The sequence below is a fragment of the Micromonospora sp. NPDC049203 genome (assembly GCF_043197215.1).
GTDB lineage: Bacteria > Actinomycetota > Actinomycetes > Mycobacteriales > Micromonosporaceae > Micromonospora.
Genome location: NZ_JBICSV010000003.1, coordinates 398,239 through 411,426, shown reverse-complemented (window position 1 = coordinate 411,426; position 13,188 = coordinate 398,239). Strand labels below are relative to the sequence as shown.

The 13,188-nt window shown below is 73.0% G+C and carries 18 protein-coding genes; 7 read left to right on the top strand and 11 right to left on the bottom strand.

Annotated features, from left to right (window positions below; all coding sequences use genetic code 11):
- Positions 1-153 precede the first annotated feature (153 nt).
- The gene (locus ACGFIA_RS10975; protein ID WP_357383307.1) at positions 154-858 is read right to left on the bottom strand and encodes a GAF and ANTAR domain-containing protein; all 705 of its coding nucleotides are present in this window, start codon (positions 856-858) and stop codon (positions 154-156) included.
- A 198-nt stretch (positions 859-1,056) separates the two neighbouring features.
- Between ACGFIA_RS10975 and ACGFIA_RS10970 the strand changes: the two genes are divergently transcribed.
- Positions 1,057-1,506, top strand: a complete 450-nt coding sequence (locus ACGFIA_RS10970) for an STAS domain-containing protein (protein ID WP_357383305.1) — start codon at positions 1,057-1,059, stop codon at positions 1,504-1,506.
- A gap of 145 nt (positions 1,507-1,651) precedes the next feature.
- A complete protein-coding gene (locus ACGFIA_RS10965; RefSeq protein ID WP_357383303.1) occupies positions 1,652-2,362 on the top strand; it encodes a GAF and ANTAR domain-containing protein in 711 nt (236 codons plus the stop codon).
- 8 nt (positions 2,363-2,370) lie between these two features.
- Here the strand turns inward: ACGFIA_RS10965 and ACGFIA_RS10960 are convergent, their stop codons facing one another.
- Positions 2,371-2,589 carry a hypothetical protein gene (locus ACGFIA_RS10960; protein ID WP_026267975.1) on the bottom strand — a complete coding sequence of 73 codons (219 nt, stop codon included), beginning with the start codon at positions 2,587-2,589 and terminating at the stop codon, positions 2,371-2,373.
- A gap of 84 nt (positions 2,590-2,673) precedes the next feature.
- On the opposite strand from ACGFIA_RS10960, the gene ACGFIA_RS10955 reads away from it, so the two are divergent.
- Both ACGFIA_RS10955 and ACGFIA_RS10950 read left to right on the top strand, forming a co-directional pair.
- Complete coding sequence (locus tag ACGFIA_RS10955) at positions 2,674-3,429, top strand: SAM-dependent methyltransferase (RefSeq protein WP_393259634.1); 756 nt, start codon at positions 2,674-2,676, stop codon at positions 3,427-3,429.
- A 38-nt stretch (positions 3,430-3,467) separates the two neighbouring features.
- The gene (locus tag ACGFIA_RS10950) at positions 3,468-3,893 is read left to right on the top strand and encodes an ATP-binding protein (RefSeq protein ID WP_357383299.1); all 426 of its coding nucleotides are present in this window, start codon (positions 3,468-3,470) and stop codon (positions 3,891-3,893) included.
- A gap of 13 nt (positions 3,894-3,906) precedes the next feature.
- Here the strand turns inward: ACGFIA_RS10950 and ACGFIA_RS10945 are convergent, their stop codons facing one another.
- A complete protein-coding gene (locus tag ACGFIA_RS10945) occupies positions 3,907-4,755 on the bottom strand; it encodes a DUF3152 domain-containing protein (protein ID WP_393259632.1) in 849 nt (282 codons plus the stop codon).
- A gap of 126 nt (positions 4,756-4,881) precedes the next feature.
- Between ACGFIA_RS10945 and ACGFIA_RS10940 the strand changes: the two genes are divergently transcribed.
- The 3 genes from ACGFIA_RS10940 (at position 4,882) to ACGFIA_RS10930 (ending at position 7,790) form a co-directional block, all read left to right on the top strand.
- On the top strand, positions 4,882-6,072 hold the full coding sequence (locus tag ACGFIA_RS10940; protein WP_393259630.1) for a DUF2786 domain-containing protein: 1,191 nt from the start codon (positions 4,882-4,884) through the stop codon (positions 6,070-6,072).
- A gap of 102 nt (positions 6,073-6,174) precedes the next feature.
- Complete coding sequence (locus tag ACGFIA_RS10935) at positions 6,175-6,534, top strand: YciI family protein (protein ID WP_393259863.1); 360 nt, start codon at positions 6,175-6,177, stop codon at positions 6,532-6,534.
- Positions 6,531-7,790 carry an RNA polymerase sigma factor gene (locus tag ACGFIA_RS10930; protein ID WP_393259628.1) on the top strand — a complete coding sequence of 420 codons (1,260 nt, stop codon included), beginning with the start codon at positions 6,531-6,533 and terminating at the stop codon, positions 7,788-7,790. Before ACGFIA_RS10935 ends, ACGFIA_RS10930 begins: the two co-directional genes overlap by 4 nt.
- Before the next feature lie 9 nt (positions 7,791-7,799).
- On the opposite strand, the gene ACGFIA_RS10925 is transcribed toward ACGFIA_RS10930, so the two are convergent.
- From ACGFIA_RS10925 to ACGFIA_RS10890, 8 genes are all read right to left on the bottom strand, one after another.
- Complete coding sequence (locus tag ACGFIA_RS10925; RefSeq protein WP_393259626.1) at positions 7,800-8,243, bottom strand: hypothetical protein; 444 nt, start codon at positions 8,241-8,243, stop codon at positions 7,800-7,802.
- A 60-nt stretch (positions 8,244-8,303) separates the two neighbouring features.
- Positions 8,304-8,747, bottom strand: coding sequence for a hypothetical protein (locus ACGFIA_RS10920; RefSeq protein ID WP_393259624.1), 444 nt, complete (start codon positions 8,745-8,747; stop codon positions 8,304-8,306).
- A 15-nt stretch (positions 8,748-8,762) separates the two neighbouring features.
- Positions 8,763-9,242 (bottom strand): EndoU domain-containing protein, encoded by a 480-nt coding sequence (locus ACGFIA_RS10915; protein WP_393259622.1) that lies wholly within the window; start codon positions 9,240-9,242, stop codon positions 8,763-8,765.
- A 36-nt stretch (positions 9,243-9,278) separates the two neighbouring features.
- Positions 9,279-9,773, bottom strand: coding sequence for a hypothetical protein (locus ACGFIA_RS10910; protein WP_357383287.1), 495 nt, complete (start codon positions 9,771-9,773; stop codon positions 9,279-9,281).
- Positions 9,774-9,775: 2 nt separating this feature from the next.
- Positions 9,776-10,099 (bottom strand): hypothetical protein, encoded by a 324-nt coding sequence (locus tag ACGFIA_RS10905; RefSeq protein ID WP_357383285.1) that lies wholly within the window; start codon positions 10,097-10,099, stop codon positions 9,776-9,778.
- The gene (locus tag ACGFIA_RS10900; protein WP_393259620.1) at positions 10,099-10,515 is read right to left on the bottom strand and encodes a YbaB/EbfC family nucleoid-associated protein; all 417 of its coding nucleotides are present in this window, start codon (positions 10,513-10,515) and stop codon (positions 10,099-10,101) included. Before ACGFIA_RS10900 ends, ACGFIA_RS10905 begins: the two co-directional genes overlap by 1 nt.
- 175 nt (positions 10,516-10,690) lie before the next feature.
- The gene (locus tag ACGFIA_RS10895) at positions 10,691-10,864 is read right to left on the bottom strand and encodes a CsbD family protein (RefSeq protein ID WP_116511121.1); all 174 of its coding nucleotides are present in this window, start codon (positions 10,862-10,864) and stop codon (positions 10,691-10,693) included.
- A 67-nt stretch (positions 10,865-10,931) separates the two neighbouring features.
- A complete protein-coding gene (locus ACGFIA_RS10890) occupies positions 10,932-13,187 on the bottom strand; it encodes a heavy metal translocating P-type ATPase (RefSeq protein WP_357469920.1) in 2,256 nt (751 codons plus the stop codon).
- Between the last annotated feature and the right edge of the window lies 1 nt (position 13,188).

The following is a 13,188-nucleotide window of genomic DNA, read 5'->3' as shown; positions in this document are numbered from 1 at the left end:
ACGGACAGGGGCTTTGACGGGACCATCACGCGCGAGCGCGGTTTCTTGACGCGCTTTTCACGCCGCCTCCGGAGCCGGTGATCCCGGCCACCGGGTCGGACGCGGCGACGATCCCCCGGAGGTGGCGGAACCCGGCGAGCGGTGAGGCGTGAGTCAGCGGGCGGCGGCGCGGGAGACGAGCGCCTCGGCCACCTCGCGCAGCTTGCGGTTGGAGTCCTGGGAGAGCTTGGCCAGCAGCGTGAACGCCTCCTCGGCCGTGCAGCGCCGCTGGCCCATGATGATGCCCTTCGCCTGCTCGATCACGGCCCGGCTGCGCATCGCCTCCCGCATCTGCCGCGCCAGCGTCGCGGTGCTGTCGTAGAGGTGGGCGTTGGCGAGCGCGACCGCCGCGTACGCGGCGAACTCCTCCGCCAGCTCGATCGACGCCTTGTCGAAGGCGTGCGGGACGCTGCCGTGGATGTTCAGCGCCCCGGTGACCGCCTCCTGGATCGGCAGCCCGATCGACAGCGAGCTCCACACCCCCGCCGCGCGGGCCCGTGCGGCCCAGCCCGGCCAGCGCGGCTCGTCGGCCAGGTCGGGCAGGCAGAGGCTCACCGCGCTGACCGAGGCGTCCAGGCAGGGGCCGTCGTCGTGCGCGTACTGCCACTCGTCGAGGCTGCGGGCCAGGTCGCTGGTGTAGGCGATGGCCCGGTTCGCGCCGGCCTGCACCAGGGAGACGGAGACCTCGGCGCTGCCCGGGACCGCCCGGTTCGCCAGGTCGGCGACGCGCGCCAGGACGTCGTCGAGTGCCACCTCGTCGAGCCGGATCCGGCTCAGCTCCGCGAGCGCTTCACCGGGGTCGATACGGGGGGCTTCCATGCGGGGATCCTCTCCTGGCGGAGATCGTCGGCATCGGTCCGTTCCGCTGACGGTACCCGGGACGGCCGGATCGGAACGCGTCCCACGCTGCGTGCTCCACCCGGCCGACGTATGTTGGTAACGGGTCAAGACATGTGCCCTCCCGCTCGCCGCGCGTCTCGCCGGGGGCGTCCTCGAAACGCCGAGGTCGGAGGTGACATGTCGGGCGAACGGCCGGTCTTCGGCTGTCATCAGGTTCCCACGGCGTCCGGAGCGTTCCGGCCGGACGAGCCGATCATGTGGCTGAGCTGCGACATAGGGGCGGACGTGACCCGGATCGCGGTGGCCGGCGAGGTGGACCTCAGCAACGCGCACCTGCTCACCGAACTCGTGCGGACCGCCGTCGCGGCGTCCGCCCCGCTCGTGGTGATCGACCTGTCGGAGGTCACCTTCTTCGGCGCGTACGGCATCAGCGCGCTGGTGCTGGCGCGGCGGGTGCTCACCGAAAACGGCCGGCGGCTGGTCCTGTACCGGCCCTCCCCGGTGGCCCGTCGCGTCCTCGCCGTCACCGGCACGCTCGCCGCGTTCGAGGTCGTCGATCGACCGGCGCTACCGGCCGCCGGCGATCGGTCGGCACGTCCCGTCGTACCCACCCGCTCCGGGTCGTAGAGTTGTCCGGGTAGCCGACGTCCCGTCCGGGGCGTCACCAACGTGCGTCAAGAAGCGGCGCCGGTCCCGATCCATGCCGGAATCGGGGCGCTGGCCCGTCACCACGGGCCGATCCCCGCCGCTTCCCACAAGGACGTCACCGCTCATGCCGCAGGCCCACCCCGACCTCGCCGCTGCCTTGATCAGACTCGGTCGGATCAAGTACGACGAAGTCGACCTCGACGTGGTGTTGTCGACCATCGCCCAGGTCGCGAAGGACACCCTGCCCGGTACCGCCGAAGTCTCGGTCACCCTGGTGCAGGGCACGGAGGCGCACACCGCCGCGTACACCGGTGAGCTGGCGCTGACCCTCGACGAGTGGCAGTACGCGCAGGGCCGCGGCCCGTGCCTGGACGCGGCCACCACCGGCGCGGCGATGCTGGTGCCGGACATGGCGGCGGAGAGCCGCTGGCCGGAGTGGGCGGCCCGGGCGCACGAGGCGGGCGCGGCCAGCTCGCTGTCGATCGGCCTGCCCATCCAGGAGGCGATGGTCGGCGCGCTCAACATCTACGGCGCGTCCCCCGGCGTCCTGGACCAGCAGGTCGATCTCGCGCAGACGCTGGCCGGGTACGCCGCCATCGCGCTCGCGAACGTCCACCTCTACGAGAGCACGGCGACGCTGGCGCAGCAGATGCAGGAGGCGATGCAGAGCCGGGCCGTGATCGAGCAGGCGAAGGGCATCATCATGGGGCAGCGGCGCTGCTCGGCCGACGAGGCGTTCGCCATCCTGGCCCGGGTGTCGCAGGACTCCAACCGCAAGCTGCGGGAGGTCGCCGAGTCACTCGTCGACCGCGCCGTGCACGGCCCTCGTGACTGAGCGTGCGGTCAGCGCGGCATCGCCCGCCAGCCGGAACCGCTCGCACGCCACGCGCCGGCGAGGATGCTCGCCGAGCCGCGGCTCGGGCACTGCTGGATCTTGGATCGGCCGGATGCCCCACCGATCTGCGCCTGGACCTGCCACTGGCTTCCGTCAGTGCGGATGTAGACGTCACGCCGTCCGCGAGGGTTGCTGACGCCGTTCCACCAGTGTTCCTCGACCACCATGCCGTGACCGTACCCCAGGAGACCTGCAACGGCCCAGACGCAAATCGGTTGCCGCTGCCCGCCGTACGGCGGCACGCTGCCCGGATGACCTCACCGGACCTGCCGCGCCAGTTCACCATTCGCGAGGGCGACCTGCGCGTCCTCAACCCGTTCGACGAGGTCAAGCTGGCCACGCTGGGCCGCGCGATCCGGCTGCGGCCCGGCGACGACCTGCTCGACCTGTGCAGCGGGAAGGGTGAACTGCTCTGCACGTGGGCCCGCGACCACGGGATCACCGGCACCGGGGTCGACATCAGCACCGTCTTCACCGCCGCCGCCCGGGAACGCGCCGCCGAACTGGGCGTGGCCGACCGGGTACGTTTCGTGCACGGCGACGCCGGGGCGTACACCCCGGAGCGGCAGGTCGACGTAGCCGCCTGCGTCGGCGCGACCTGGATCGGCGGCGGCGTGCCGGGCACGCTGGAGCTGCTCGGCCACGCGTTGCGGCCCGGCGGCATGGCGCTCGTCGGTGAGCCCTACTGGCGGCGCGACCCGGCGGACGACGAGACGGTCACCGGCTCGCACGCCCGGTCCCGCGACGAGTTCCGCGACCTGCCCGGCCTGGTGGAGTCGTTCGGCGAGTGCGGCTGGGACCTGGTCGAGATGGTCCTCGCCGACCAGGACAGCTGGGACCGGTACGCCGCCGCGCACTGGCTGAACCTGCGCCGCTGGCTGGACGCCAACCCGGACGACGAACTGGCCCCGGAACTGCGGCGGGAGCTGACCGACGACCCGCTGCGCTACGTCCGCTTCCAGCGTGAACACATGGGGTGGGGCGTCTTCGCGCTTCTGCGGCGCTGACCTGCTTAACGAACGGCTACGCAGGGTAAAGCCAGATCATGGGACAGTTGCGCACCTCGCCGCCGCCGCCACAGGCCACTGAGCTGGAGCAGTGGGTGCTCGACAGTCCCGAGGATCTCCGTGAGCTGCGCGCCTCGCTGCGCGACGCGCTGAACCGGCACGGGCTGGTGCAGGGCGAGCACCTGGACGAGGTGCCGCATCTGGTGGTGCTCGTCGCCACCGAGCTGGCCAGCAACGCGCTGCGGCACGGCCGCCCGCCCACCATCGTCACGTTGCTCGCCACCGACGACCGGTTCCTGCTCGACGTGGCCGACCACGACGTGAGCTCGGTGCCGGAGCTGACCGACATCAGTCCGACGGACTCGGGCGGGCGGGGCCTGTTCCTGGCCCAGTCGGTCTCGCTCGACGTGGGCTGGTACGGCACCGACAAGACCAAGAACATCTGGGCCTCGTTCTCCCGGTGACGGCCCGGCCGGCTCAGTGATCCCCGGCCGGGATCGGGTCGTCGTACTGGCCAGGCGGCCCGACCAGCGGTTCGCCGCCCACCAGCGGCCACGCGTTCGGGGTGCAGCCGTGCAGGCCGAGCGTCTGCTGCACCATGACCGGCGCCGGTCCGCCGCCCCGGGGGCAGCGCTCGTGGCCGCGGCCCAGCCGGTGACCGACCTCGTGGTTGAGCAGGTAGTGCCGGTAGAGGTCGAGATCGGTCACGTGCGGCACCCCGTACACCCAGCGGGCCACGTTGATCACGACCTGGTCGCCGTTGCGGCAGGACGTGTAGCGGTCGCTCGGGTCGTCGCAGAGCCGCCCCCGGGTCACCGGCGTGGTGAGCAGCACAGTGAAGTCGGCCGCGTCGTCGCGGCCCACCCGTTGCAGCCGCCACCGGCCGTCGCCAGTCCAGCCCCGGCGGTCGGCGAGGGTGGCCGCGACGTCCCGGGCGAAGCGTTCCACGTCCAGGTTCCGGATGCCGTCCTCGACAGCGACCCGGTAACGCAGCAGCTCACCGGAGCGCCCGGCGACCGCGCCGACGGTGCCTGCGGTGCGGAACGTGCCCGCGCCCCGGGCCGGGTAGGCGATGGCGGGGGCCACCCGGCCGGCCGCCGGGACCGGCGCGACCGTCGGCGAGCGGCGGGCGTCCGGTGCCGGCGCGCTCGCTGCCGCCGCCGGGACGGCCGGCACCTCGGTGCCGCCCAGCAGGTCCGGGCTTCGCGCGGCGTACCCGCCGGCGGCGAGCACGGCACCGACCAGGGCCAGCGCCAGGAACCGCCCTGATCGCGACCTGCGCCGCCGGTGCAGCCCTCGCCCGTGCCCACCCACGTCGATCTCCATCCGTCGCGCCGCCCGCTCCGGGCAAGGGTACGGATGGCGGGCCCGGACGGTTGAACTGGTGGGCCGGGTACCGTCGGTGCCGGGGTGGGCGACCTGCCGCCTGTCGGAGTCCAGGGAGAGCCACCCGTGTCACCAGCCGAGCGACTGCTCGACGCCGCCGTCGCGACCGCGCGCGGCACCGACGTACGCGCTGCCGAGCGAGCCCTCGACGGGCTCGTGGTGGCCGACGGCGCGGCGGTGGACGCGGCGCTGCTCGCCCGGCTGACGCGGGACGTCGGCCGGCTCTGGCCGCGTGGCTGGCAGCCCGCCGACCTGGACCGGCTCGCCATCCGGCGGCTCACCCCACGCGGCGCCCGGCTGCTGCGCGACGCGATGGCCGCGCAGCGGCGCACACTGCCCGCCCCGGTACCGGCCTGGTTCGACGAGCAGCTCGCCGAGACCGGCGCCCGCTGGGACGACGACGCGGGCTGGCTGGACCGGCGCGCCGACGGCGACCGGATCACCGCCCTGCGGGACGCCGTCGACGCGGTCGTCCTGGTGGCGGGTCTGCCGCCGATCGCGGCGCTCCGGCCGCCACCCGGCTCGGCCGGCACCGCACTCGCCGCCGCGACACCGAGCGGTTCCCGGATGCTCGACCGGGTACGCGCGCTGCTCGCCAAGGCCGAGTCGACCGGCTACCCGGCCGAGGCGGAGGCGTTCACCGCCAAGGCGCAGGAGTTGATGGCCCGGCACAGCATCGACGCGGCGCTGCTCGACGCCGGGGCCGAGCGGTCCGGCGCCCCGGGCGGGGTGCGGATCGGCGTCGACGCCCCGTACGCGGCCGCGAAGGCGCTGCTCATCCAGGAGGTGGCGGCGGCGAACCGGTGCGAGTCGGTCTGGTCCGACGACCTGGGTTTCGCCACCGTCCTCGGCTTCCCGGCCGACCTGGCGGCGGTCGAACTGCTGCACACCTCGCTGCTCGTGCAGGCCACCGCCGCGATGCTGCGCGGCCGGGGCGAACGCGGCCGGGCCGGCGGGCGGCGCACCAAGGGTTACGACGAGTCGTTCCTCAACGCGTTCGCGCTGCGCATCGGCGACCGGCTGCGGGAGGCGAGCGCGGCGGCGGCGGACGAACTCGACGACGACCGGCTGCTGCCGGTGCTCGCGGCCCGCTCGGACGCCGTCCGGGAGCGGGTCGACCAGCTCTTTCCCGGCACCACCCGGCACCGGCTCCAGGTGCGCGACGAGCAGGGCTGGGTCTCCGGCACCAGCGCGGCGGACCGCGCCTCGCTCGACCCGGGCCGCCCGGCACGCCGTCCGCTGCGTGGGGGCCGCTGAACTTCTCCCGGGGGATGATGTCGGATCGGGCGGAGCGGCTCCGACCCGTCTGCGAGGCGCCACCGCCGGTGGCCCCCACCCGAGGAGTGCACAGTGAAGTACATGCTGCTGATCTGGAACCGGCCCGGCTTCGTGGAGGAGCTGACCGAGGCGGAACGCACCGCGATCTTCGGTGAGGTCGACGAGATCATGAAGGAGCTGACCGAGTCCGGCGAGCTGGTCGGCGGCGAGGCGCTGGCCCACCCCTCGCAGACCCGCACGGCCCGCCCGGCCACCGGTGGCGTCGAGATCACCGACGGGCCGTTCATGGAGAGCAAGGAGCAGTTCGCCGGCTATCTGACCGTCGACTGCGAGACCCCGGAACGGGCCGCCGAGATCGCCGCGCGCTGGCCGGACGTACGGCACGGCTTCGGCGTGCTGGAGGTGCGCGCGGTGATGGATCAGGCAGGGACGGAGATGTGACGGCACCTGCGGCCGAGGACCTGCTGCGTACGCTCGCGCCGCAGGTCCTCGGCGTGCTCGTCCGCCGCCACGGCCAGTTCTACGCCTGTGAGGACGCCGTCCAGGAGGCGCTGCTCGCCGCCGCCGTGCAGTGGCCGGCACAGGGCCTGCCCGACCGTCCCCGCTCCTGGCTGGTCACCGTCGCCACGCGTCGGCTCACCGACGAGTGGCGCAGCGAGCACGCCCGCCGGGAACGCGAGGTGGCGGTGGCGGTGCGGCAGCCGGCGTACGCCACTGTCGCCCCACCCGCCGACGAGGACCCGCCGGGCGCCGACGACACGTTGCGGCTGCTGTTCCTCTGCTGCCATCCGGCGTTGCCGGTGAGCGGGCAGGTGGCGCTCACGCTGCGCGCCGTGGGTGGACTGAGCACCGCCGAGATCGCCCGCGCGTACCTGGTGCCGGAGGCGACGATGAGCCAGCGGATCCGCCGTGCGAAGCAGCGGATCGAGGCGGCCGGCGCCCGCTTCACGCTGCCGTCACCGGCCGACCGCGACGATCGGCTCGCCGCCGTGCTGCGCGTGCTCTACCTGATCTTCAACGAGGGTTACACCGCCTCCAGCGGCGAGGCGCTGCACCGGGCCGAGCTGACCGCCGAGGCGATCCGGCTGACCCGGGAGCTGCGCCGGCTGCTCCCGGACGACGGCGAGGTGGCCGGGTTGCTGGCGTTGATGCTGCTCACCGACGCGCACCGGGCCGCCCGTACCGGGCCGGACGGCGAACTGGTGCCGCTGGCCGAGCAGGACCGCACCCGCTGGGACCGGGACGCCGTCGCGGAGGGGGTGGCGCTGGTGACCGAAGCGCTCACCTGGTCGGCGCCCGGCGCGTACCAGGTGCAGGCGGCGATCGCCGCTGTCCACGCGGAGGCGCCCACCGCCGGGGACACCGACTGGCGGCAGATCGTCGCGCTCTACCGGGTGCTGGCCCGGGTCGCGCCGAACCCGATGGTCACGCTCAACCAGGCGGTCGCGGTGGCCATGGTGGACGGGCCGCGTGCCGGGCTGGCGCTGCTGGCAACGCTCGACGCCGACGGCCGGACCTCGGGCCACCACCGGCTCACCGCCGTCCGCGCGCACCTGCTCGACATGGCCGGCGACCGCGCGGAGGCGCGGGCCGCCTACCTGGCCGCCGCGCGGGCCACCACGAGCCTGCCGGAGCGGCGTCATCTTGAGGTACGCGCGGCGCGCCTGGCCGACGACAGCGCAGTCCGGCCGGGCTGACGGCGTCGATCAGAACAACCGCCCACGGTACGGATGCGGCCGGCCCCACTTCTCCTCCCAGCGCAGCAACGCCGCTTCCCAATGCGGCAGGTCGGGGTGGAACTCCCGCGCCACGTTCGGATTGTCGGGGCTGTTGCGCAGGAACGCCCAATACTGTTCCAGCGCCTCGCGGAACTCCGGGAGCGGGTAACGGCCGTGCTCGCTGTCAACCCACTGGTTGCTGATGGAGACGCCCCCCGGCTCGACTGTCACCTCGTAGTTATCGCTGCTCCACTCCTCGAACGGCGGCCGGCCCTGAGCCACGTCCGCCAGCATGGCCAACGCGTCCAGGGCGACCAGGGCATGGTTGGAGATGTCGGTGGTGAGCCACGAGCCCAGCGCGTCGAGGCGCTTGTCGTCAGCCTCGAAGATCGGAAGTCCGAACTGGTCGGATGCGAACCGCGGTGTGCTCACGGATGGCCACCTCCCGCCATCGGGCGGACAGGCCGTCCGCGCAAGTCGTTTCCGCCCGCCTCAGAACAACCGTCCCCGGTACGGGTGCGGCCGGCCCCACCGCTCCTCCCACTGGAGCAGTTCCGCCTGCCATCGCGGCAGGTCGGGCCGGTACTCGCGGATCAGTTCGCGGTTCTCCGGGCGGCCGGCCAAGAACCGCCAGTAGGACTCGACCGCTTCCCGGGTTTCGTCCAGCGAGTAGCTCCCCCGCTCGTCCGCGACCCACTCGTTGACGAACTCGACGCCGGTCGGGGAGAACATGACCTCATATTTGTCGCTGTCCCACCCCTCGTCGAGCGGACGGCCGTTCGCCACGTCGTCGATCATCTGAAGGGCGTCCAGGCACGCCGAGTAGGAGACGGAGACGTCGGTGATCAGCCACGCGCCGAGGGCCCGATAGCGCTGATCGGACACGGTGAACAGCGGGAGCCGGTACTCATCGACGGAGAAACTGATGAACGCCAACGGAAGTCCTCTGGATCATGGGATGACGACCGGCCATCCGTGGGTGAAGCCGCCCGAGCCATTGTAGAAACCCTCGATCACCAGGCCCTTGTGAGTGCCACGCCACATGCTGGTGCCGGGCACCGGCTTCGCGTTCTGGAAGGCACCGGTGATGGCGTTGTCCACCTGGGCGGGCGTCCAGTCGTCGGGGAAGAACGAGCTTTCCCCGCCGTTGCCCTTCTTCGGCTTCCAGGCTCCGTGCGGAGGGTTCATGGTCGGGTCGAAGAACTCCGGTTTGGCGCTGTAGGCCCCGGTCTTGGGATCCTTGACGACGCTGCCGGGCTGAAGCCGGCGACCGGGGAAGTCCTCACCGCCGGGCCGGTAGTGGTAGCCCGACCCCTTGGGCATGCCCGGCTTCACGTGGCCGCCGAACACGTGCTCGGTGAAGTGCGGATTCATCCGGTCGGGCCGGTTGCGCGTCTTGGTCCGCTTGAGAAAGCGCAACGCGGCGCGCATCAACCGGCCGCCTGCTTTACCCCCGCCCATGTCACCTCACCCGTCGACGAGTTTCCAGAGGGCTTCCTGGACGAGGTTGCCGACGATGGTCCGGGCCAGCGTATGGAAGATCGGGATCTCCAGCAGCGAGGCCCCGAAGGTGACCGCCGCGGTGGCGACGGCCTGCGCGATCTGCACGGCCAGGATGACCAGCTGCACGATGACCGCGACCTTGAGGGCGAGCACGATCGCGCCGCAGATGATCAGGCCGGTGCCGGTCAGCACGGCGGCGGTGACACCGTCGCGCAGGCTGTCGGCGGGGCTGTCCTCCTTGTTCCACCAGGTCTGGAACGCGGTGATGTCCTGGCCGATGTGCTGGGTCCAGACCGTGGCCGCCCCGGTGTTCGCCTCGCTCACCACCCCGGAGAGGGTGTCGGAGAACCGGATCCAGGCGTTGCCCATCTCGAAGAGCTTGGTCTCGTCCGCCTCGGGCCAGGTGTAGCCGAGAACGCCGAGCAGCGACCGCAGCTCGCCGGGTAGCTCCATGCCCATGCTCAGCCTCCCAGCATCCGCCGCAGGCCGTCGAGGTTGCGGGTGATGGCCGCCTCGGTCTCGGCGTAGCTGACGGCCATCCGGCCGAGGTCGGCGCCGGCGGCGGCGATCTCGTTGAGCGCGCCGTCGAAGCACTCGAACGCGAACGCGGAGACCTCGTCGTGGGCGGCGCCGATGAGTGAGCCGATGTCGTCGGAACCCCAGGGGCGGCCGAAGCCGGCCAGCTCGGCCCGGAAGGCGGTGAGCGCCGCACCGAACCGGGTCGCGACCGAGTCCAGCGCCGACCCGGAGGCGCCCAGCCGCTCCGGATCGATCTCGACCGGCATCAGCGCCCGTCCTGGCGGGCGAGCCGGTCCTGTGCCTGCATCAGGGCATCGGTGAACATGCTGAACTGGCGCCCCGCGTCGGCCTGGATGCGGCGCAGTTGCTCACCGAGCGAACCCAGATCGACCTCGCCGGGAACGGTGGCGGCCTGCTCCCGCAGGTCGGCGAGAGCGGCGTTGACGGCCGCCTCGATCTCCTCGGCGAGTGCCTCGCTGGCCATCCGCATCACGCGGGGGTCGAGCGTCAGCCCGGTGACCTGCCCGGGTGGGCCGGCGGTGACCCGGATCAGGCCGTCGGCGGCCTCGCCCACGCCTTCCGACGGCGCCACCTGCTCGCCCGCGGCGGTCTGCCGCTGGAGCGCGGCCATGGTTTCGGACAGCACCCGGCCGAAGCCGGACGGGTCGGCGGGATCGGCCATCCGCGACGCTCCTCCCATTCGAGGTCGCTTCGCATCCTATGCACCGGAGCCGACACCGGTGGTCCCGCCGGATCGATGTGGACGGTGGCCTCCGCCACTCTGGAACGTCACCGTCCGTACACAGCACTCCGGGCCGGCCCGTGGGCCGACCCGGTGATGTGTGTGCGTCGCGTACTCAGCTCTTGAAGGCGTCCTTGATCTTCTCGCCGGCCTGCTTGAGCTTGGCGCCGGCCTGGTCGTTGCGGCCCTCGGCCTCGAGGCGCTCGTTGTCGGTCGCCCGGCCGACGCCCTCCTTGACCTTGCCCGCGGCGTCCTGCGACGTGTTGTCGATCTTGTCGTCGAGACCCATGATGACCTCCACTGTTGCGGTTGCCTGACGACAACTGGTTACCCCGTCGCCGGTCCGCGTAATCCCCTCACCCGATCGGGCGAAAGCGCCGCAGCCGGAGGCTGTTGCCCACCACGAAGACCGACGAGAACGCCATCGCCGCCCCGGCGAGCATCGGGTTGAGCAGTCCGGCCGCCGCCAGCGGCAGCGCCGCGACGTTGTAGGCGAACGCCCAGAACAGGTTGCCCTTGATGATCGCCAGCGTCCGCCGGGAGAGCCGGATCGCGTCCGCGGCGGCCATCAGGTCGCCCCGGACCAGCGTCAGGTCGGCCGCCTCGATGGCCGCGTCGGTGCCGGTGCCCATGGCCAGGCCGAGGTCGGCCCGGGCCAGCGCGGCGGCGTCGTTCACCCCGTCGCCAACCATGGCGACCACCCGGCCCTCGCCCTGGAGCCGCTCGACCACCGCGACCTTGTCGGCGGGCAGCACCTCCGCGATCACCTCGTCGATGCCGACCTCGGCGGCCACCGCCTTCGCCACGGTGGTGTTGTCGCCGGTGAGCAGCACCGGCTTCAGACCCAGCTCACGCAGGCGGGCGACGGCTGCCCGGCTGGTCGGCTTCACCGCGTCGGCCACCGCGAGCACGCCCCGGGCCCGCCCGTCCCAGCCGGCCAGGATCGCCGTCCGCCCGGCGGCCTCCGCGCCGGTCGCGGCCCGCACGACCTCCTCGGGTACGTCGAGACCCCGCTCCCGCAGCAGCCGCGCCCGGCCGACCACCACGGTCCGGCCGTCGACGGTGCCGGTCACGCCCAGCCCTTCGGCGTTGGCGAAACCCCCGACCGGCGGCAGCGGCCCGGCCTCGGCCGCGGCCTCGGCGACGGCCCGCGCGATCGGGTGCTCGGAGGCGGCCTCCAGCGCGCCGGCCACCCGGAGCAGTTCGGCGGCGTCCTCGCCGTCGGCGGGCAGCACCTCGGCCAGCGCCATCCGCCCGGTGGTCACGGTGCCGGTCTTGTCCAGCACCACGGTGTCGACCCGGCGGGTGGACTCCAGCACCTCCGGCCCCTTGATCAGCACCCCGAGCTGCGCGCCGCGCCCGGTGCCGACCAGCAGCGCGGTCGGGGTGGCCAGGCCGAGCGCGCACGGGCAGGCGATGATCAGCACGGCCACCGCGGCGGTGAACGCGGCGGTCGTACCGGAGCCGGTGCCGAGCCACCAGCCGAGCGTGCCGGCGGCCAGCGCGATCACGATCGGCACGAAGACGCCGGAGATCCGGTCGGCGAGCCGCTGCACCGCCGCCTTGCCGGTCTGTGCCTGCTCCACCAGCCGCGCCATCTGGGCGAGCTGGGTGTCCCCGCCGACCCGGGTGGCGCGCACCACCAGCCGGCCGCCGGCGTTCACCGTCGCGCCGACCACGGCGTCGCCCGGCCCCACCTCGACCGGCACCGACTCGCCGGTGAGCATGCTGGCGTCGACAGCCGACGTGCCCTCCTCGACCACACCGTCGGTGGCGACCTTCTCGCCGGGCCGGACCACGAACCGGTCCCCGACCGCGAGCTGCCCGACCGGGATCCGGGTCTCCTGCCCGCCGCGCAGCACCGCCACGTCCTTGGCGCCGAGTTCGAGCAGGGCGCGCAGCGCCGAGCCGGCGGTGCGCTTGGATCGGGCCTCGAAGTACCGGCCGGCCAGGATGAACACGGTCACCCCGGCGGCGGCCTCCAGGTAGATGTTGCCGGCGCCGCCGCCGCGGGTGATGTCGAAGCTGAACGGGTGCTTCATGCCGGGCATGCCGGCGTCGCCGAGGAACAGCGCCCAGAGCGACCAGCCGAACGCGGCCAGCGTGCCGAGCGAGACGAGCGTGTCCATGGTCGCCGCGCCGTGCCGCAGGTTGACCAGCGCGGCACGGTGGAACGGCAGCCCGCCCCAGACCACCACCGGGGCGGCCAGCGTGAGCGAGGCCCACTGCCAGTAGTCGAACTGCCAGGCCGGAACCATGGCGAGCACGATCACCGGCACGGTGAGCACGGCGGAGACCCAGAGCCGGGTACGCGCCGCGTGCAGCTCGTCCACCGGCTCCCCGGCCGCTGCCGCCTCCGCCTGCTCGGGCGGCGGCGGCACCACTGCGGTGTAGCCGGTCTTCTCGACCGTGGCGATCAGGTCGGCCGGCGCGATGTCGTCGGCGTACCGGACGGTGGCCTTCTCGGTGGCGTAGTTCACCGTCGCCTCGACGCCGTCCATCCGGTTGAGTTTCTTCTCGATCCGGGCGGCGCAGGACGCGCAGGTCATCCCGCCGATCGCCAGTTCGATCAGGTTCGGCGCGGTGGGCAGCGCCTTTCCCGTGGCAGTCATC

Excerpts from the sequence above, each read along its gene's own strand:
- ACGFIA_RS10935 (WP_393259863.1), top strand. The coding sequence starts at position 6,175 with ATGCTGCTGATCTGGAACCGGCCCGGCTTCGTGGAGGAGCTGACCGAG.
- ACGFIA_RS10905 (WP_357383285.1), bottom strand. The coding sequence starts at position 10,099 with ATGCCGGTCGAGATCGATCCGGAGCGGCTGGGCGCCTCCGGGTCGGCG.
- ACGFIA_RS10915 (WP_393259622.1), bottom strand. The coding sequence starts at position 9,242 with ATGCGCGCCGCGTTGCGCTTTCTCAAGCGGACCAAGACGCGCAACCGG.
- ACGFIA_RS10895 (WP_116511121.1), bottom strand. The coding sequence starts at position 10,864 with ATGGGTCTCGACGACAAGATCGACAACACGTCGCAGGACGCCGCGGGC.
- ACGFIA_RS10950 (WP_357383299.1), top strand. The coding sequence starts at position 3,468 with ATGGGACAGTTGCGCACCTCGCCGCCGCCGCCACAGGCCACTGAGCTG.
- ACGFIA_RS10945 (WP_393259632.1), bottom strand. The coding sequence starts at position 4,755 with ATGGAGATCGACGTGGGTGGGCACGGGCGAGGGCTGCACCGGCGGCGC.
- ACGFIA_RS10975 (WP_357383307.1), bottom strand. The coding sequence starts at position 858 with ATGGAAGCCCCCCGTATCGACCCCGGTGAAGCGCTCGCGGAGCTGAGC.
- ACGFIA_RS10970 (WP_357383305.1), top strand. The coding sequence starts at position 1,057 with ATGTCGGGCGAACGGCCGGTCTTCGGCTGTCATCAGGTTCCCACGGCG.
- ACGFIA_RS10890 (WP_357469920.1), bottom strand. The coding sequence starts at position 13,187 with ATGACTGCCACGGGAAAGGCGCTGCCCACCGCGCCGAACCTGATCGAA.
- ACGFIA_RS10955 (WP_393259634.1), top strand. The coding sequence starts at position 2,674 with ATGACCTCACCGGACCTGCCGCGCCAGTTCACCATTCGCGAGGGCGAC.
- ACGFIA_RS10900 (WP_393259620.1), bottom strand. The coding sequence starts at position 10,515 with ATGGCCGATCCCGCCGACCCGTCCGGCTTCGGCCGGGTGCTGTCCGAA.
- ACGFIA_RS10910 (WP_357383287.1), bottom strand. The coding sequence starts at position 9,773 with ATGGGCATGGAGCTACCCGGCGAGCTGCGGTCGCTGCTCGGCGTTCTC.
- ACGFIA_RS10965 (WP_357383303.1), top strand. The coding sequence starts at position 1,652 with ATGCCGCAGGCCCACCCCGACCTCGCCGCTGCCTTGATCAGACTCGGT.
- ACGFIA_RS10960 (WP_026267975.1), bottom strand. The coding sequence starts at position 2,589 with ATGGTGGTCGAGGAACACTGGTGGAACGGCGTCAGCAACCCTCGCGGA.